The 18,726-nt window shown below is 64.2% G+C and carries 15 protein-coding genes; 11 read left to right on the forward strand and 4 right to left on the reverse strand.

What is annotated here, in order from left to right; translation table 11 throughout:
- The first annotated feature begins 126 nt into the window (after positions 1 to 126).
- From ACVC5H_RS01440 to ACVC5H_RS01460, 5 genes are all read left to right on the forward strand, one after another.
- Entirely contained in the window at positions 127 to 858 is a 732-nt protein-coding gene (locus tag ACVC5H_RS01440; RefSeq protein ID WP_489620646.1) for a hypothetical protein, read from the forward strand.
- Between the two features lie 79 nt (positions 859 to 937).
- Entirely contained in the window at positions 938 to 1,285 is a 348-nt protein-coding gene (locus tag ACVC5H_RS01445) for a DMT family protein (RefSeq protein ID WP_489620647.1), read from the forward strand.
- A complete protein-coding gene (locus tag ACVC5H_RS01450) occupies positions 1,282 to 2,505 on the forward strand; it encodes an MFS transporter (RefSeq protein ID WP_489620648.1) in 1,224 nt (407 codons plus the stop codon). Before ACVC5H_RS01445 ends, ACVC5H_RS01450 begins: the two co-directional genes overlap by 4 nt.
- Positions 2,506 to 2,548: 43 nt before the next feature.
- Positions 2,549 to 2,920, forward strand: coding sequence for a c-type cytochrome (locus tag ACVC5H_RS01455; protein WP_489620649.1), 372 nt, complete (start codon positions 2,549 to 2,551; stop codon positions 2,918 to 2,920).
- 197 nt (positions 2,921 to 3,117) lie between these two features.
- A complete protein-coding gene (locus tag ACVC5H_RS01460) occupies positions 3,118 to 4,182 on the forward strand; it encodes a branched-chain amino acid aminotransferase (RefSeq protein ID WP_489620650.1) in 1,065 nt (354 codons plus the stop codon).
- On the opposite strand, the gene ACVC5H_RS01465 is transcribed toward ACVC5H_RS01460, so the two are convergent.
- On the reverse strand, positions 4,155 to 5,156 hold the full coding sequence (locus tag ACVC5H_RS01465; RefSeq protein ID WP_489620651.1) for a helix-turn-helix domain-containing protein: 1,002 nt from the start codon (positions 5,154 to 5,156) through the stop codon (positions 4,155 to 4,157). The genes ACVC5H_RS01460 and ACVC5H_RS01465 overlap by 28 nt on opposite strands.
- 230 nt (positions 5,157 to 5,386) lie before the next feature.
- Between ACVC5H_RS01465 and ACVC5H_RS01470 the strand changes: the two genes are divergently transcribed.
- A complete protein-coding gene (locus ACVC5H_RS01470) occupies positions 5,387 to 6,553 on the forward strand; it encodes a branched-chain amino acid ABC transporter substrate-binding protein (RefSeq protein ID WP_489620652.1) in 1,167 nt (388 codons plus the stop codon).
- Complete coding sequence (locus ACVC5H_RS01475) at positions 6,550 to 7,431, forward strand: Rossmann-like and DUF2520 domain-containing protein (protein WP_338714856.1); 882 nt, start codon at positions 6,550 to 6,552, stop codon at positions 7,429 to 7,431. Before ACVC5H_RS01470 ends, ACVC5H_RS01475 begins: the two co-directional genes overlap by 4 nt.
- Positions 7,432 to 7,538: 107 nt before the next feature.
- Here the strand turns inward: ACVC5H_RS01475 and ACVC5H_RS01480 are convergent, their stop codons facing one another.
- Positions 7,539 to 8,417, reverse strand: a complete 879-nt coding sequence (locus tag ACVC5H_RS01480; RefSeq protein ID WP_489620653.1) for an oxygenase MpaB family protein — start codon at positions 8,415 to 8,417, stop codon at positions 7,539 to 7,541.
- Between the two features lie 392 nt (positions 8,418 to 8,809).
- On the opposite strand from ACVC5H_RS01480, the gene ACVC5H_RS01485 reads away from it, so the two are divergent.
- The 4 genes from ACVC5H_RS01485 (at position 8,810) to ACVC5H_RS01500 (ending at position 16,466) form a co-directional block, all read left to right on the forward strand.
- Positions 8,810 to 11,998 (forward strand): efflux RND transporter permease subunit, encoded by a 3,189-nt coding sequence (locus ACVC5H_RS01485; RefSeq protein ID WP_489620654.1) that lies wholly within the window; start codon positions 8,810 to 8,812, stop codon positions 11,996 to 11,998.
- A gap of 3 nt (positions 11,999 to 12,001) precedes the next feature.
- The gene (locus ACVC5H_RS01490) at positions 12,002 to 13,243 is read left to right on the forward strand and encodes an efflux RND transporter periplasmic adaptor subunit (RefSeq protein ID WP_489620655.1); all 1,242 of its coding nucleotides are present in this window, start codon (positions 12,002 to 12,004) and stop codon (positions 13,241 to 13,243) included.
- Positions 13,240 to 14,748, forward strand: coding sequence for an efflux transporter outer membrane subunit (locus ACVC5H_RS01495; RefSeq protein WP_489620656.1), 1,509 nt, complete (start codon positions 13,240 to 13,242; stop codon positions 14,746 to 14,748). Before ACVC5H_RS01490 ends, ACVC5H_RS01495 begins: the two co-directional genes overlap by 4 nt.
- Positions 14,749 to 14,915: 167 nt before the next feature.
- Positions 14,916 to 16,466: a methyl-accepting chemotaxis protein gene (locus tag ACVC5H_RS01500; protein ID WP_489620657.1), complete on the forward strand. Its 1,551-nt coding sequence runs from the start codon at positions 14,916 to 14,918 to the stop codon at positions 16,464 to 16,466.
- Positions 16,467 to 16,489: 23 nt separating this feature from the next.
- Here the strand turns inward: ACVC5H_RS01500 and ACVC5H_RS01505 are convergent, their stop codons facing one another.
- Both ACVC5H_RS01505 and ACVC5H_RS01510 read right to left on the reverse strand, forming a co-directional pair.
- The gene (locus ACVC5H_RS01505; RefSeq protein WP_489620658.1) at positions 16,490 to 17,233 is read right to left on the reverse strand and encodes a response regulator; all 744 of its coding nucleotides are present in this window, start codon (positions 17,231 to 17,233) and stop codon (positions 16,490 to 16,492) included.
- The gene (locus ACVC5H_RS01510) at positions 17,230 to 18,684 is read right to left on the reverse strand and encodes an ATP-binding protein (RefSeq protein ID WP_489620659.1); all 1,455 of its coding nucleotides are present in this window, start codon (positions 18,682 to 18,684) and stop codon (positions 17,230 to 17,232) included. The genes ACVC5H_RS01505 and ACVC5H_RS01510 overlap by 4 nt, the downstream gene beginning before the upstream one ends.
- Positions 18,685 to 18,726: the final 42 nt, after the last annotated feature.

Genomic DNA, 18,726 nt, shown 5'->3' on the forward strand with positions numbered 1-18,726 from the left:
CACTCAGGTGTCACGAGAACGGACACCTGCATGCGCACAAGATTTTGTAACTCATTGTTTTTAAAGGGTTTCGTGGCAGGCACGGGGTTTGCAAAACAGAGCGTACCTCACCTCAAAGGAGTTGCCATGAACCGTTCATCCTTTCTCCCCCGTTCCCTGGCCGCGGTGTCGGCCCTGATGCTGTTGGGTTCGCTGATGGCCGCGCAGGCTCAGGCATTGCCCCCCGCCCCGCCGCCCGGAGCCGGCCCCGTTGCGGCACCGCTGGCGCCGCCTGCGCCACCGGCCACCTATGACGCCGCCATGACCGCGCAGGCACCTGTCATGGAAGGCCGCGTCAGCCGTTTCCTCATCAATCCCTATGGCGAAGTCGATGGCCTGATGGTGGGGGACCGCACCGTGGTCAAGTTCCCGCCGCACCTGTCGCAGACGCTGCAGAATGCGGTCCGGCCCGGCCAGTCGGTACGCGTGTTCGGCCAGGCGGAAGCGGCCGGCGTGATCAAGGCCGACGCCATCGTCAACCTGGCCAATGGCCAGACCGTGATCGACCGCCCGCCCGCCTTCGATGCCAATCCGCCGCTGCCGCCGCACCTGCGCGCGGCGCAGTTGCGCCAGCTGTCGGTGCGCGGCAAGATCGCCCTGGTCCTGACCGGTCCGCGCGGCGAAGCCAATGGTGTCATCCTCGATGACGGCAGCATCGTGCGCTTCGCCCCGGACAGCCTGCGCACGCCCCTGGAGCCTGGCGCGCCGTTTGCTGCCAATGGCCTGGGGACCCGCAACAGTCTGGGCACGGCCATCGAGGCCATCGACGTCGGGGCCAGCGCGGATTCCCTGCAACCCTTGTACAGCCGCGTCCGGTAAGGGTTTGCGGCCGGGGTGGCGGGTCGCTCCGGCCGATCTTTCGCCTTTCCTTTCATCCACCTGATAAAGAAAAAGAACCATGTCGCCAAAAATCCTTCCCATCGTTTTCCTGATCGTCTCCAATGTCTTCATGACCTTTGCCTGGTACGGCCACCTCAAGTTCGAGAACCGGCCGCTGTACCTGGTGATCCTGGTCAGCTGGATGATCGCCCTGGCCGAATACTGCTTCGCCGTTCCCGCCAACCGCATCGGCCATACCGTCTACAACGCCGCCGAACTGAAGACCATGCAGGAGGTCATCACGCTGGTGGTGTTCTCGATCTTCTCGGTGCTCTACCTCGGTGAGCAGTTCACCATCAATCACCTGGTCGGCTTCGGCTGCATCTGCCTGGGTGCCTTCTTCATCTTCAAGGGGCCCATCGGATGAACGCCAACGCCGGCTCCATCGCCTGGCTGTCCAGGCTGAACTTCTTCCTGGCCGACGTGCGTGACGGGCTCGGTCCTTTCCTGGGCGTGTTCCTGATGGGCCACGGTTGGGCGGCCGATGACATCGGCTACGTGATGACGCTGGGCGGCATCGCCGGCATGCTGGCCACCACGCCCGCCGGTGCGCTCACCGATGCGGTGCGCGCCAAGCGGCTGGTGGTCGGGATCGGCTCGGTGCTGGTGGTGACGGGCTCGCTGCTGTTGCTGGTCTCGCCGGGCTTCACCGTCACGGCCATCTCGCAGGTCGGTACCGGCATCGTCGGCGCCATCATCGGACCGGCCATTGCCGGCCTGACGCTGGGCATCGTCGGCCAGCAGGGCCTGCCTTCGCAGCTGGGACGCAATGAGGCCTGGAACCACGCCGGCAACGTCTTCTCGGCCGCGCTGGCCGGTGCGCTCGGCTATTTTTGGGGCTTGCCGGCGGTGTTCGTGCTGATGGCGGTGATGGCGGTGGCGTCACTCGTGTGCCTCTCGCGTATCCGGCCCGAGGACATCGACCATGATGTCGCTCGCGGCCTCGATCCGCAGCGTGCTGCGGACCAGCCGCAGGTCTCCACCTGGCGCGTGCTGGCCGGGTCGCGTCCGCTGATGCTGCTGGCGCTGGCGATGATGCTGTTCCACCTCGGCAACGCGGCCATGCTGCCCTTGCTGAGCCAGTCGGTGGTCGCACGCGGCGGTGCCGATCCGGCGCTCTATACCGCCTTGACCGTGATCGTGGCGCAGCTGGTGATGATTCCCACGGCGCTCTTCGCAGGCCGCTTTGCCGATCGCAAGGGTTACTGGCTCCTGATCACGGTGGCGCTGCTGGCCCTGCCGTTGCGCGGCATGGTGGCCGGGGTCTGGGATTCGGCCTGGGCGCTGGTGCCGGTGCAGATGCTCGATGGCGTGGGCGCGGGCCTGCTGGGTGTGGCCTTGCCGGGTTCGGTGGCGCGCATCCTGCAGGGCAGCGGCCACATCAACATCGGCCTGGGCGCGGTGACCACCATCCAGTCCATCGGCGCGGCGCTGAGCCCGGCGCTGGCGGGCGTGGTGGCCAAGCATTACGGTTATGGCGCGGCCTTCACGGCCTTGACCGGCATCGCCCTGCTGGCGCTGTTGGTGTGGGGTGTGCTGGCGGAGCGGCGCGATCATGGGGCGGCACAGGTGGCGGTTCAGCGCTAGAATCCCGGCACGCCCGCCCGGGTAGAACTTTCAAGAGCCGATCATGCGTTCCCACCTGTTGTTTGCCCTTTGTCTTGCCAGCCTGCCATGGATGGCCAACGCGGCCGGCGACCCTGTTGCTGGCCGTGCGGCCTTTGCCAAGTGCGCCAGCTGCCATGCAGTGGGCCCCTCGGCACGCGGTGGCTTTGGCCCGCAGCTGACCAACGTGATCGGGCGCAAGGCCGGGTCCACCAGCGATTTCAAGTATTCCCCGGCGATGGCCTCGGCCGGTTTCATCTGGACCGAAGACAAGCTACGTGCCTACCTCAAGGCGCCCAGCGAGGTCGTGCCGGGCAACAAGATGCGTTTCTGGGGGATCGGCAGCGACAAGCAGATCGATGACATCCTGGCTTACCTGCGTACCTTCAATCCTTAAGTACGGCCTGCTCCTGTCCAAGCGAAGATGACGGCGCGCCCCACCGCAGCATGTCTCTCTGCTGTAAAGCCGGGCCCGTTGATGAAAGCCAAAGGCGCACTGCCTCCCTAATATGCCTCAATGTGAACAGGCTCCGATTGCTTCTCCGGCACCGGCAGCCATTCCTATCTCCCTTGCACAGTTTGACTGAGGATGACATGCCCTTTCCAATCACGACCAGCCTGAACCCCAAGCCGATACCAGAGGACGTGGGAAATACCTTCGGTGCCTACTTTACCGACCACATGTTTCTGATGGACTACAAGCAGGGCCTGGGATGGTACAACCACAGGATTGTTCCTTTTGGCCCGCTCAGCCTGCATCCGTCCTGTGCGGCCATCCAGTATGGGCAATCGATCTTCGACGGTTTCAAAGCTTACCGCTGCGACGACGATGTGATCCGCCTGTTCCGGCCACTCGACCATATCGAACGCATTAACAAGTCGACGGCCCGGCTGTGTATGCCCGCAGTGGATCCGCAGAGCGTGTTGGCTGCCATGGTTCAGCTGGTGGATCTGGACCGCCGGTGGGTCCCGCACCAGAAAGGAACGGCGCTCTACGTGCGCGAGACGATGATCGGAACGGAAGGGCTGATGGGCGTACGCCCGGCCAGCGAATACACCTTTATGATTTTCCTGTCACCGGTCGGCTCGTACTATGCAGAGGGCGCCAATCCGGTCAGCATCCTCGTTTCGGACAAGCATGTACGCGCCGCTCGCGGGGGCATCGGCGCCGCCAAGGCCGCTGCCAACTATGGCGCTAGTCTGCTGGCCAGTGAAGAGGCCAAATCGATGGGCTACACGCAGGTGCTGTGGCTGGATTCGACGGAGCGAAGATTCCTGGAAGAAGTCGGCACCATGAACGTGATGCTGAGAATTGGCAACGAAATCATCACCCCGCCCCTCAGCGATTCGATCCTGGCTGGCGTCACACGCATGACGGCGCTGGCCCTCCTGCGTGAATGGGGACTGCAGGTCAGCGAGCGGCCGATTGACATCAACGACGTGATGACCGGAATTGGCAACGGCACCATTGAAGAAATATGGGGCGTTGGAACCGCAGCCGTGGTATCGCCAATCGGTCAACTGACCTATCGCGGCCAAACGCTGGAAGTCGGCGCACGCCGGATCGGAAAAGTAACGGCACGCCTGCACGCCGCCATTACCAGCCTGCATACCCAGCCAGGCAAGGATCCTTATGGCTGGCGTGTCGACGTGATCTGATCGCGGCGATGCTGGCGCCAGTGGTACGGGCTCATGCCCGTGGCTTGCTTCATGACGGTAGAGAAGTGGCTTTGGCTGGCAAAGCCACAGCTCATCGCGATATCAATGAGGGATTGCTCCGTTGAGGCGAGCAATGTCTTGGCTTTTTCAAGTCGGCGCTCCATCAGCCAGCGATGCGGCGTTTCGCCCACCTCGCTGCGGAAGCTGCGGGCAAAGTGGCGACGACTCAAACCGGCCGCCGCCGCGAGTTCTTCCAGACTCAGATTCCTGTCGATATTGTTGTCCACGAAACTGATCACCCGCTGGAGCCGCCAGCGCGGCAGCGCCACCGCCGGATCCGCCTCAAGCGGCGCATCGGCCTTGATCATCAGCTGCGACAGGGCGGAAATCAGTAAACCGTCGCTGAGCAGGCGGCTGGCGGCTGCGCCATCCGAGACGCAACTCCACATCCGGTGTAGTAATACATTCAGGAACGTGTCTTCCCATGAATTCTCGCTGAGCCTGCGGAAAGCCTCGCGGATGCTTCGACCATGCGTCTGGCCGAGCACCGCCTGTACCGTCGCATCGGGAATGACCAGCATCAGAATCTCGCGCTCGCCATCAATTTCCCATTCACTTTGTACACCGGACGGGACGACCAGCAGCCGTCCGGGCTCGGCCGCTTCCTCGTGGCGTCGGCCGGCCATCGACCAGCGCCAGGTGCAGCGCTGCTTCACACGATAGGGTAAGGCGAGAATCGTTTCCGGTACTTCCGGGTCAGAGAAGTTGTGCGGCCCCTGCTGCACCTTGATCAGGTCGTATCGCAATTTCCCTGGACTGCTCAGATGCTCTTGCGGGAAGGTCTGGTAGACCGAGCCCCGGTAAAAGTCCGAGTACCGCTTCCACTTTGAAGGCAACATAGACAGACTCCAACGGATGTCATCGTCTTCTGGCTGAAGCAAAAAATGCGCCAGAAAAAGATCCTCGTTCGCCATCAGGTGACCGGTAAGCGAAGACCGGGGCACTTTTCAATAAAATGCGGCCGTTCAGTAAAAGGGCGCACTGCATTTGCTCACCATAATGTTGACGCTGCCACAGGGCCTGCTCCCGCTTAATCTCGAATTCGCTATTCAGTGGGAACAGGTCTGAGAGAGCGGCAGAGTCGCCGTGACGATGTTCGTGGGCGTCACGGTGTTTCGTCAACCTCAATCGGGTGAACAACGTCATGGACAAAAAGTGGACTGCAGTGTTGCTCGTATCGATGTTACTGATGGCATGTGGCAAGACGAATGATTCCGCAAAGCCCGCACAGGCTGCCGATATCCCGGTAGTCCGGATCGCGACTGCTGCGCCTCTGAGCGGCGCGATAGCGCATCTGGGAAAAGACAATGAGCTGGGCGTGAAGATGGCCATTGACGATCTCAACGCGAGCGGCCTTGTGATCGGGCAGACCAGGGTCCGCCTGGAAATGCTATCGGAAGACGATGCCGGGGATCCGAAGCAAGGCACAGCCATCGCCCAGAAATTCGTCGACATGAAGGTCAATGGCGTCGTGGGCCACTTCAATTCGGGCGTCACCATTCCCGCATCAAAGATCTACAGTGCGGCCGGCATTCCGGAAATATCGCCCTCCTCGACCAATCCCAAATACACGCGCCAGGGTTTCAAGACAGCGTTTCGCCTGGTGGCAGACGACATCCAGTTGGGCGGCGCCATGGCTCGCTTTGCCGTGAACACGCTCAAGGCCCGCAGGATCGCCATCATTGATGACCGGAGTGCCTATGGTCAAGGTGTTGCGGACGAATTTGAGAAGGCGGCTAAAGCCGCCAACGCAAGCATCGTCGGTCGCGAATTCACGACCGACAAGTCGACCGACTTCAATGCCATCCTGACCAAATTGAAAGCGGCACATGCCGACGTCATTTTCTTCGGTGGCCAGGATGCAGTAGGCGGACCGATGCTCAGGCAGATGAAGGCCCTCGGAATCAACCTCAAGTTCCTTGGCGGCGATGGCCTGTGTACTGGTGAAATGGCGAAGCTGTCAGGCGATGCCCTGGGGGACGATGTCGTCTACTGCGCAGAGGCCGGAGGCGTAGAAGGTGAATTCGAGAAAAAGATGCTTGAGTGGAAGGCCGAGTTCCGACGGAGGTATGGGGTGGATGTGCAACTCTATGCAGCCAACGCCTACGATGCCGTCAATGTGTTGGTGGCCGCGATGATGAAGGCAGGCTCTGCGGATCCGGCCATCTATCTCCCGCAGGTGTCGAAAGTACAGATCAAGGGGCTGACTGGACCGATCGCTTTCGATGAGAAGGGCGATATTCTCCAGGGCGCGCTTACGCTGTCAACGTTCCGAGGCGGGAAGAAAGAACCCATCGGGATCGTGCGATGACCTCGCTTGTCACTCGCGCTGATGCAAGGCGTCTCAAGATCGGCATCATAGGACTGGGCCGTCTTGGCACGGCGCTCGCCTGGAGCCTGGAGTCGCACGGCGGCAATGTCCATGCGCTGGCGAGCCGCTCGGTAACGCGGACCGCCGAGACGGCCATGCGTATGCGCTCTTGCAGCGTACTCACCGCACAGGGGGTAGCGGATCACTGCGACCTCATTTTCGTGACCACGCCGGACGCGCTGATAGCGCCGACCGTCGAGGGTCTTTCCTGGCGCCCGGGCAGTAGCGTCGTGCATTGCAGCGGTGCCACCGAGATATCGGTGCTCGGCAAGGCCGCTGCCGATGGTGCGGATATCGGCGGCTTCCATCCGATGCAGACCTTTGGCGATGCGCTCACAGCGGCCCGGACCTTGCCTGGCTGCGTGGTGACCATCGAAGCGGGAGAGGCCTTGGGCGCGCGGTTGGCGGATATTGCCCAGTTGCTTGGATGTGAGGTAAACCGTATCCCCGCAGGAGCGCGCGGCCGATATCACGCGGCAGCGGCGTATGCATCTCAGTACGTCAACGTCCTGTTGGACGAGGCCATCAGGATCTGGCGCTCATGGGGAGCATCGGAAGAAGCCGCCTTGCGTGCGCTGCTGCCACTGCTGCGCGGTACGATCTCTGCGATGGAGAGCGCTGGTGTCGCGGCAAGCATGCCCGGTCCGGTATCGCGTGGCGATGTCGCCACCGTCATGAAACAAATGCTGTCCGTGGCCGCATTGGGCGATGAGGATCTGGCGTTTTATCGCACGCTTTACCTGCGCAGCATTCGCATTGCGGAGGGAGCCGGGCGGATCGACGCCGCCATCGCTAATGAATTGCGTGACCTGGCCTGAGGCTTCTCAGCTTATTGCAGAAGAGTCCGGTCCTCGCCTGGCTAGCGATGCTCCCGTAGGACCTGGGCTATCCGCTGATGATGTCTTTGCCGTGTTCTGATGGCAGCTTACGGCTGCGGCGGCAATCCCATGCGCTGCCGCGCCAGGTGGATCGACCCATGACGCACCGCCCAGCGTATCGGCTGGGCGGCCACGAGTACCGAGCGCCGCAGCAGTTCGCGCCGCACCGGACCACGCGGTGTGACGCCCAGCATCTCCTGCGCCCAGGGCGGCAGCAGGTCCACCCCACCCCGCATCATCAGGCGTGTCCACGGCTGCGCTACCGCGTTGGGAGCGGGTGCATTGAGCACCAGCTGCAGGGTCGCGCGGGTGCGTTCGTCACAGTGCAATTGCGGCCGCATGCGCTCGATGTAGTCGGCGATGGCCACATGGGACCGTGGTACGTCGCGCGCACCCAGTGCCTCGGCAACGCGGGCGATTTCATCGAAATACCGGTCTTGCCGCGCCTGCGGGAAATCCGGATCGCGATAACGCAGATAGCCCTGCAGGAAGCAATGCACCTCGGCCACGTGGACCCAGGTGAGCAGGTCCGGATCGCTGGCCGCATAAGGCCGCCCGTCCGGTGCCACGCCGGTCACCCCCAGATGGATCTGCTTGACCCGCGCGATCAGTCGCTCGGCATCGGCGCGCCCGCCAAAGGTGGTGCCGGCGATGAACTGCGCGGTACGGCGCAAGCGCCCCAGCATGTCGGCCTGGAAGTTGGAGTGATCCCACACCCCGGCCAGCGGCAAGGGATGCAGCATCTGCAGCAGCAGCGCGGCTACGCCGCCGGTCAGCATGGCGGTGAAATCGCTGTGTACCTGCCAGGCGGCGGAGTCCGGACCGAACAGGCCAGGATCGCCCGGGGGCTGCAGGAAATCGGCACTGCCGGGGCCACGGCTGATGGACAGGACGTTGGCTTCGATGCGCTGGCGCAGGAATTCCATGATGCGTAGGGCCGACCCTGAAAAACGAAAGGGAAGGGCAGTGTGCCATAGCGCCTGCATTCCTGCCGGGGCCGCCATGTGGACTTTTTTCCGGATGTGCTTGCAGCCGGCGAGAAGCGTTTCGCTGACATTTCTGTCAGAAACCAATACGGCGAAAAAGCCCTCTGCACGCGCCTCGCGAGGCCGCTACAATAGCCACGCCGCACGGTCTTCGGGAGCACGCCGGACCGCACGACGAGCAGCATCAGGACATCGCAACTCAGGGAACGCGGCCGGGCCACCGGGGCAGCACACCAGGCCGCGCAAGACAGAACAATGCATCGCGGGAAGGGACGTCGGGCGCCGCACGGGCAGCCTGTTTGGTCCTGCCCGCTTCACAGGGATCGCAGTTCATGAACATGGTCGCGCTGGCCTTGCGCCGCCCGTACACCTTCATCGTGATGGCCTTGCTCATCGTGCTGGCCACGCCATTGACGCTGAAGAACATGGCCACCGACATCTTCCCCGAGATCAATATCCCGGTGGTCTCCATCATCTGGAACTACAACGGCCTGTCGGCCCAGGAGATGGGCCAGCGCATCGCCGCCCAGAACGAGCGCGGGCTGACCACGGTGGTCAGCGACATCGAACACATCGAGTCGCAATCGCTGGCCGGGGTGGCGGTGATCAAGGTGTTCTTCCAGCCCAAGGCCAACATCCAGACCGCCATCGCCCAGGTGGTGGCCTCGGTGCAATCGCAATTGCGCCAGCTGCCGCCGGGCATCACCCCGCCGCTGGTGATCAAGTACTCGGCCTCCAGCATCCCGGTGATGCAACTGGCACTGTCCTCGCCCACCTTGCCGGAGCAGGCCGTCTTCGATAGCGCCGTGCAGACGCTACGCCCGCAACTGGTCACCATCCCCGGCGTGGCCGTGCCTTATCCCTATGGCGGCAAGACGCGTCTGATCTCGGTCGACCTCGACACCCCGGCGCTGCAGTCGCGCGGGCTCTCGCCCATTGATGTGGTCAATGCCATCAACACCCAGAACCTGATCCTGCCCTCGGGCACGGCCAAGTTTGGCGGCACCGAATATTCGGTCAAGATCAACGGATCGCCGGAAGCGGTGGCGGGTCTTAACGAACTGCCGGTGCGCACCAGCAATGGGGCGACCATCTATCTCAAGGACGTGGCCAACGTGCGCGACGGCTTTTCGCCGCAGACCAACGTGGTGCGCCAGGATGGCGCGCGCGGCGTGCTGCTGTCGATCCTCAAGAATGGCGGCGCCTCCACGCTGGACATCGTGGACAACCTGCGCAAGCTGCTGCCCACGGCAGCCCAGACCCTGCCGGAAGATCTGAAGATCACGCCCCTGTTCGACCAGTCGCTGTTCGTCAAGGCCGCCGTGACCGGCGTCATCAGCGAGGCACTCATCGCTGCCGGCCTGACGGCCGCGATGGTGCTGCTGTTCCTGGGCAACTGGCGCAGCACGCTCATCATCGGACTGACCATTCCGCTGTCCATCATGGCCGCCATCCTGATGCTGGCCGCGCTGGGCGAGACGCTCAACCTCATGACCCTGGGCGGCCTGGCGCTGTCGGTGGGCATCCTGGTGGACCAGGCCATCGTCACCATCGAAAACATCGAACGCCACCTGCACCTGGGCAAACCGCTGCACGATGCCATCATCGTCGGCGCCGGCGAGATCGGCGTACCGGCTTTCGTGGCCACGCTGTGCATCTGCATCGTGTTCGTTCCGATGTTCTTCCTCTCCGGCGTGGCGCGTTTCCTCTTCGTGCCGCTGGCCGAGGCGGTGGTGTTTGCCATGGCTGCCTCCTATCTGCTCTCACGCACGCTGGTGCCAACCCTGGTGATGCTGCTCATGGGCAGCCATGGCAAGGTCGACAGCGCCAGGCAGAGCCTGTTGCAGCGTCTCTATCGCGCCTTCGACGACCGCTTCGAACGGGTGCGCCATGGCTATACGCTGGTGCTGTCCTCGCTGCTGGCGCACCGGCGCCGCTTTGCGCTGGGCTTTTTGGGCTTCTGCCTGCTGTCCTGCCTGCTCTATCCCTTCCTCGGGCGCGACTTCTTCCCCAATGTGGATGGTGGCCAGATCCGCCTGCACATGCGCATGCCCACCGGCACCCGCATCGAGGAAACCGCGCGTGCAGCCGATGAGGTTGAGCGCGTCATCCGGTCCCTGATTCCCGCCTCCGAGCTGGAGACCATCCTCGACAACCTGGGCGTGCCCAATTCCGGCATCAATCTCTCCTACAGCAATGCCGGCACCATCGGCACCCTCGATGGCGAAATCCTGATGGCATTGAAGGAAGGCCACCGGCCCACCGAAGCGCTGGTGGCGATGTTGCGCGAGCAGTTGCCGCGCCGCTTCCCCGGCATCGAATTCTTCTTCCAGCCGGCCGACATCGTGACGCAGATCCTCAACTTCGGCCTGCCGGCGGCCATCGACGTGCAGTTCACCGGTCCCAACATGGAAGCCAATGCGCGCCTGGCCGCCGAGCTGACCAAGCAGATCCGGCAGATCCCGGGGGCGGTCGATGCCCACGTGCACCAGCGCCTGGATGGCCCTTCGCTGGACCTGCGCATGGATCGCACGCGCCTGCAGCAGTTCGGCCTGTCGGCCTCCAACGTCGGGCAGAACCTGTTGATTGCGCTGTCCGGCAGCTCGCAGACGCAGCCGGCCTTCTGGCTCAATCCCAACAATGGCGTGGTCTACAGCATCGCGGTGCAGTCGCCGCAATACCAGGTTGATTCGCTCGATGCGCTGCTCAACATCCCGGTGGGCGCGGGGGCCAATGCCACCACGCCACCGCAGTTGCTGGGCAACCTGGTCGATGTGCACGCAGGACGCCAGATGGCCGTGGCCTCGCGTTACAACATCTCGCCGGCCATCGACGTCTACGTCAGCGTGCAGGGCACCGACCTGGCCAGCGTGGCGGGCAAGGTCGCCAGGCTGGTGGAGGACATCAAGCCCAGGCTCGCGCGCGGCAGCCAGGTGGTCATTCGCGGGCAGGTGGAAACCATGCAGTCTTCCTTCATCGGCCTGGGCGTGGGCCTGGCCATGGCCATCGTGCTGGTCTACCTGCTGGTGGTGGTGAACTTCCAGTCCTGGATCGATGCGGCCATCATCATCGCTGCCTTGCCGGCGGCGCTGGCGGGGATCGCCTGGATGCTCTTCATCACCGGCACCACGCTGTCGGTGCCGGCCCTGACCGGGGCCATCATGACCATGGGCGTGGCTACGGCCAACAGTATCCTGATCGTCGCCTTCGCCCGGCAGCGCCGCGAGGACGGGGCCACGCCGCTGGCGGCCGCCCTGGAAGCGGGCTCCACCCGTATCCGTCCGGTGCTCATGACGGCGCTGGCGATGATCATCGGCATGATCCCCATGGCCCTGGGCCTGGGCGAGGGGGCCGAGCAGAACGCGCCGCTGGGGCGCGCCGTGATCGGGGGCCTGCTGCTGGCTACCGTATCGACCTTGTTCTTCGTGCCGGTGGTGTTTGCCGGCGTGCATCAGAGACTGGCCCGCCGCGCCGACAAGCGCCGCGCACTGGCGGGCGGGCCCGCGCATCAGGAGTCTTGAACCATGTCGCATGACCGTCATTCCGAACTCGGCATCCACCCTCTTTCCGAGGGCGAGCCGCAACAGCGCCAGCAGATGATGAAGCGCGCCAAAGTCGTGCTGCTGGTGGTCCTGGTGCTGCTGGCCGCCGGGGCCGCACGCACCCTCATCAGCCGCGCCGCCAACGCCCGCGCGCTGGAGGCCGGTACGGCCGAACGCGCCAAGGTCTTCGTGCGGGTGGCGCCGGCCCGCAGCAGTACCGATGGCCAGACGCTGGCCTTGCCGGGCAGTTTGCAGGGCTTCGTGCAATCGCCCATCTCGGCGCGTTCCGGCGGCTACCTCAAGCGCTGGACCAAGGACATCGGCGCCCAGGTGAAGAAGGGCGATCTGCTGGCTGAACTGGATACGCCCGAGATCGACCAGCAGCTCTCGCAAGCCCTGGCTGCGCGCCAGCAGGCCGCTTCCAGCCTGGAGCTGGCCAGGAGTTCGATGGCGCGCTGGGAAGCCCTGCGCAAGAAGGATGCAGTCTCGCAACAGGAACTCGATGAACGCCGCAGCGCCTTCGCCCAGGCCAGTTCCAACCTGGCGGCGGCCGACGCCAACGTCGAGCGCTTGCGCCAGGTGGAAGGATTCAAGCGCATCGTGGCGCCGTTCTCGGGCATCATCACGCGCCGCAACGTGGACGTGGGCGATCTGATCGATCCGGGCGCAGGCCGCGCGTTGTTCGTGCTGTCGCAGACCGATCCGCTGCGTGTTTATGTGAACGTGCCGCAGGCTTATGCCAACCTGGTCAAGCCTGGCCAGCAGGTGACGGTGACCCAGGCCGAGCTGCGCGGGCGCAAGTTCGAAGGCAAGGTGGCACGCACTGCCGGCTCCATCGATCCGGCCACGCGCTCGATGCAGATCGAGGTGACGCTCTCCAACGCCGACAATGCGCTGTTGCCCGGTGCCTTCGTGCAGGTGGAGTTGCCGTTGAAGCCCAGCGGCACGCTGCTGGTGGCGGCCGATACGCTCATGTTCCGGCGCGATGGTTCGCTGGTGGCGGCGGTGGATGATCAGAACAAGGTGCGCCTGAAGAAGGTCAGGCTGGGCCGCAATTTCGGGCTCACCGTGGAAGTGCTGGAGGGCCTGAGCGGCAATGAGAAGCTGATCCTCAATCCCTCCGACTCCCTGGCTGAAGGCGACCAGGTGGAGCCCACCTTGGACCAGCCCCAGGACAAGTCCGCCAAGCCTGCCAAGCCCGAGGACAGGAAGGCTGCCTTATGAGCCTGCACCGCCCGCACAGCAAGGCGCTTGCGCTGGCCAGCGCCTTGCTGCTGGCCGCGTGCGCCAGCGGTCCCGATTACGTGCGGCCCCAGGTCGACATGCCCGCCGCCTGGACGCCGGAAGCACCGTGGCGCGCCATGCAGCCGCAGGACGCCGCCCCGCGCGGCCCCTGGTGGGAGCGCTTCAACGACGCCCAACTCAATGCCCTGCAACAGCAGGCCCTGGCCGGCAACCAGACCCTGGCCATCGCCACTGCGCGGCTGGCCCAGGCACGCGCGCAGCTGGATGTAGCCACTGCGGGGCAATCCGCGCAGGTCGGCATCAGTACCCGCGCTGCACGCGGGCGCATTTCGGCCAACCGGCCCCTGACCAACTACAACTCGCCCAATTACGCCACCGTACAAAATGATTTCGCGCTGGGCTTGAATGTCAGTTACGAACTGGATTTCTTCGGGCGGGTGCGGCGTTCGGTGGAAGCGGCCAACGCCTCGGCCCAGCAATCGGCCGCCGACCTGGAAAACACCCGCCTGCTGCTGAGCGCGGAACTGGCCAGCAATTACTTCAACCTGCGCGAGCTGGACGTCGAGCTGGACGTGGTGCAGCGGGCCATCGCCCTGCAGCGCCAGGCGCTGGAACTGGCCAGTGCGCGCCACGATCTGGGTGCCACCTCCGGTCTGGACGTGGCCCAGCAGCAAGCGCTGCTGGACAACACCCTGACCCAGGTTGACATTCTCGGCCGCCAGCGTGCGCAATATGAACACGCCATCGCCACGCTGACCGGCACGCCCGCGCCGATGTTCCGCGTGGCTCCGTCGCTGGCGCCCATCGCGCTGCCGGAAATTCCGCTGGGCGTGCCCTCCGACGTGCTGGAACGCCGCCCCGACGTGGCCGCCGCCGAGCGCGCCATGGCCGCCGCCAATGCGCAGATTGGCGTGGCCAGCGCGGCCTTCTATCCCAGCTTCATGCTGCAGCCGGGCTACGGCGTCGATAGCCGCAACTGGGCTACGCTCTTCAATGCGCCCAGCGTGCTCTGGTCGCTGGGTGTATCGGCATCGCAAAGTCTGTTGGATGGCGGCCGCCTGCGCGCTGGCGTGGATTTCAGCCAGGCCGGCTACAACGCCACCGTGGCCAGCTATCGCCGCACCGTGCTGACGGCCATGCAGGAGGTGGAAGACGGCATCACCGGCATCGCCTCGCTGGACCGGGCCTACCGCCAGGCCCAATCGGCCATCGCCAGTGCGCGTCGCGTGCTGGAGATCGCCAACAGCCGCTACGAGGGCGGCGCAACGCCCTATCTGGATGTGATCAACGCGCAACAGTCCCTGCTCAACAGCGAGCGCCAGGCGGCGCAATTGATGGGCCAGCGCTTGTTGGTGTCGGTGTTTCTCATCAAGGCACTCGGCGGGGACTGGCATGGGCGCCGGCAGGCCGAGGCGGATGAACGGTCAGCGGCCGGTACGAGGATTGTGCAATCACCAAGTTTATCGCCGCAGGGGAATGACTGATATGGTGGCCTGACCAGTTGACCGGCCGAGTCTGACGGTGCTGTCAGGCTGGTGCCACCAGCAGGGCAATTGCCCCGTAAACGCCCGTGTAATCAGCGATATGGCGGCTTCCTGACCTGCCTAGAATCAGTTGTGAAATCCAACACAGCAAGAACATCGAGGCAGACATGAACTGGTTCAACAATCTGAAGATCGCCAAGAAGCTCATTCTTTCCTTTGCCGCCGTCATCGTCCTGACGGTGATCCTGGGTATCTTCGCCATCCGCGAGTTGGGCGCGGTGAACCAGGCCTCCACCGACATGGCCACCAACTGGCTGCCCACGATCAAGGCGGCGCAGGCGATCCAGGCGTCGCTGCCGCGCATGCGCATCTCCGAATTGCAGATGATCACGGCGGTCACGCCGGCCGAGCGGGAAGATGCCATCAAGGCCATCAAGACGCGCCTGGACATCCTGGCCAAGCAGCGCGCCACTTACGAGGCCCAGATTTCTGAGCCGGAAGAGAAGGCCGCTTACGACAAGTTTTCCAAGAGCTTCGCCAGCTACCTTGAGATCGACAAGAAGCTCGCCGACATCTCCGGCGCCGGCAAGGAAGAAGACGCCCGCGCCATGTTCAAGGGGGAGTCCAACAAGACCTTCCGCAGCATGCTGGAAAACATGGATGAGATCGTCAAGATCAATGACGCAGGCACCCAGCGTTCGGACCAGACCGCCACCGATGTCTTCAATGCTGCACGCGCCTGGATCATCGGATTGCTGGCGGCCATCGTGGTGATTGCCTTTGCACTGGCCCTGGCGGTGGCGCGCGCAGTGTCGCGTCCGCTCAACGAAGCCGTGAACGTGGCCGAGCGCGTGGCCCAGGGCGACCTGACGGTCGAGATCCGTACCGACAGCAAGGATGAAACCGGCATGCTGATGCACTCGCTGCGTGCCATGAACGACAGCCTGCACAAGATCGTCAGCGAGGTGCGTTATGGCACCGATGCCATCACCACGGCCTCGCAGGAAATCGCGACCGGCAACCTCGACCTGTCCTCGCGCACCGAACAGCAGGCCGGTTCCCTCGAAGAGACCGCCTCGGCGATGGAGGAACTGACGGCCACCGTCAAGCAGAACGCCGACAATGCGCGCCAGGCCAACCAGCTGGCCGCTTCGGCCTCGGACGTGGCCAGCCAGGGCGGCCAGGTGGTCAGCCAGGTGGTGCAGACCATGGAGGGCATTACCGAAAGCTCCAACCGCATCGCTGACATCATCACGGTGATCGACGGCATCGCCTTCCAGACCAACATCCTGGCATTGAATGCAGCGGTGGAAGCGGCGCGTGCCGGCGAGCAGGGCCGCGGCTTTGCCGTGGTGGCGTCGGAAGTGCGCTCGCTGGCGCAGCGTTCGGCCTCCGCCGCCAAGGAGATCAAGCAGTTGATCGATGACTCCGTGGAAAAGGTCGGCGCCGGCAGTCAGCTGGTCGAGCGTGCCGGCACCACCATGAGTGAGGTGGTGGCCAGCGTCAAGCGCGTGACCGACGTGGTGGCCGAGATCAGTGCGGCCAGCAGCGAACAGAGCACCGGCATCGAGGAAATCAATCGCGCCATCACCCAGATGGATGAAGTGACCCAGCAGAATGCGGCCCTGGTGGAAGAGGCGGCCGCTGCGGCGCAGTCCTTGCAGGATCAGGCCGGACGGCTGTCGCAGGTGGTCAGCGTGTTCAAGATCCAGCGCTGAACGGCAACGCAAGCCGCAAACGCTTACTCCTGCGGAAGTTCGAAGCAGTACCCCACGCCATACACCGCCTGGATCGCATTGTGGCCCGGGAAGAAAGGCTCCAGCTTGCGCCGCAGGTTCTTGATGTGGGTATCGATGGCGCGGTCGGTGACGAAGCGGTCGTCGTTGTGCAGATGATTGAGCAACTGATCGCGCGAGAAGACCTGGCCCGGCGCTGCGGCGAAGGTCTTGAGCAGGCGCAGTTCCAGCGGTGTCAGGTTGAGTGGCTCGCCGCGCACGCTGGCCTGGTGGCGCGCTTCGTCGATGACCAGGGGCGAGGCCGTCTGCATGGGCTGCTGCGTCTGCGTGGCGCGCTGTACCAGCGCATTGCGGCGAAGCATGGATTTCACCCGGGCCACGATCTCGCGCGGTGAAAAAGGTGTCTTGCCGATGTAGTCGTCGGCCCCCAGTTCCAGTCCGCGCAAGCGGTCTTCTTCCTCGGCACGTGCTGTGAGCATCAGCACCGGAACGTCCGAGAAGGTGCGCAGCTGACGGCAGATTTCCCAGCCATCCATTCCCGGCAACATGATGTCCAGCAGGATCAGGTCCGGTCGCTGCGCGCGTACCGCATCCAGCGCCGCATCGCCGCGCCCCACGTGGCGCGCGGTGTAGCCGGCCGCTGCCAGGTATTTTTGCAGCAGCTCGGCCAGCTTGGGTTCATCTTCCACGATGAGGATATTGGCCGAGGCCGGTGGAGCGAACCGGAAATTGTCGGTGGTCCGGTTCATGCGGATTCTCCCTCGCCATCCAGCCGCGCCGGCAAGACCACCGACACGCGCAGGCCCCCCAGGGGCGAAGCGGTCGCGCCGATGGTTCCCTGGTGCGCATCGACGATGCGGCGGCAGATCGCCAGGCCCAGCCCGGCGCCGCCACTGGCGCGGTTGCGCGAGGACTCGACCCGGAAGAAGCGCTCGAACAGGCGGGCCATCACCTCAGGCGGCACGCCCGGTTCGCTGTCATCGAAGACCAGGTGCCAGTGCTGTTGCAGCAGATGGGCATGCACCTGCAGGCGGCCACCGCTGTCGGTATAGCGCAGGCTGTTTTCGAAAATATTGTTGAACAGCTGCTGCAGGCGCGCGCCATCGGCATGGACCGGCATGGTGGCGGGCAGCGTGGTGGTCAGGTGCATGCCGCGCTGGCTGAAACGCTCGGCGTAGATCGCCGCGCTGTCGCGCAGCAGCGGGGCCAGGTCGATGTCGGCGTGACGATAGGTGAGCGCGCCGGCATCGGCCAGCGAGAGATCGTAAAGGTCGCCCACCAGCTTGTTGAGATGCTCCACCTCGCTCTTGAGCGAGTGCAGCGTCTGCGCATCGGGTTGCAGCACGCCATCTTCCAGCGCCTCCAGCTGGCCGTTGAGGATGCCCAGCGGTGTGCGCAGTTCATGCGAGACGTCGGCCATGAATTCGCGCCGCAGCTTCTCATTGCGCTCCAGCGTCATGGCGAGCTGGTTGAAGTCCTGCGCCAGCATGCCCACTTCATCGCCCGATTCCACTTCCACCCGGATCGCGTAATCGCCCCCGGCCAGCCGGTGCGTGGCGCGCGCCACGCGGGTCAGCGGCCGCGTCAGCACGCCCGAGATGCGCACTACCAGGAAGGCCGCCAGCATCACCGCCACCACCGCGATGATGAGCTGGGCCAGGAACTGGCTCTGCTGGAAGCGCAGGTCGATGGAACCGATCACGCTTTCAAACGGAGTCTGCGCCACCCAGCCGACGATCACGTCATCCTGCAGCAGGGGCCGCAGGCGAGCGTCGGGGCCGACGTTGGGGTAGCCGATCACGAACTGCCGGCTGGCGTCCAGCAGGGAAAAACGCAGAGTCGCACCGGTCAGGTCGGAGGCCGTCATGGGGGGCATCGGTTTGGTGACCACGCCGATGTGTTCGACGATGGCCGGTCTCATCAGCTCGAACCAGAGGCGCGGATTACCGCGAATGAAATCCCAGCTGCCGTGCTCGCGGTAGGCCAGCTCCAGGCGCGGCACCATGTCTTCCATGCGCTGCTGGGCCTGTTCGTTGAGGTAGCCGAGGAAGTCGCGGTTGAAGATGTAGTGGCCGGCACCGTTGATGGCCGCGATCACCGCCACGATCAGCGCCAGCATCGCATAGAAGAGTTTCAGGCGAATGTTGGCGCGATAGAAGAAGCGGTCAGACAGCTCCGCGATGGAGTGGACGATGGACATGGTGGTGCAGCAGCAGGCGGTCGGTGGAATCAGGCAAAGCTT

The sequence above is a fragment of the Herbaspirillum sp. Her3 genome (assembly GCF_057961275.1).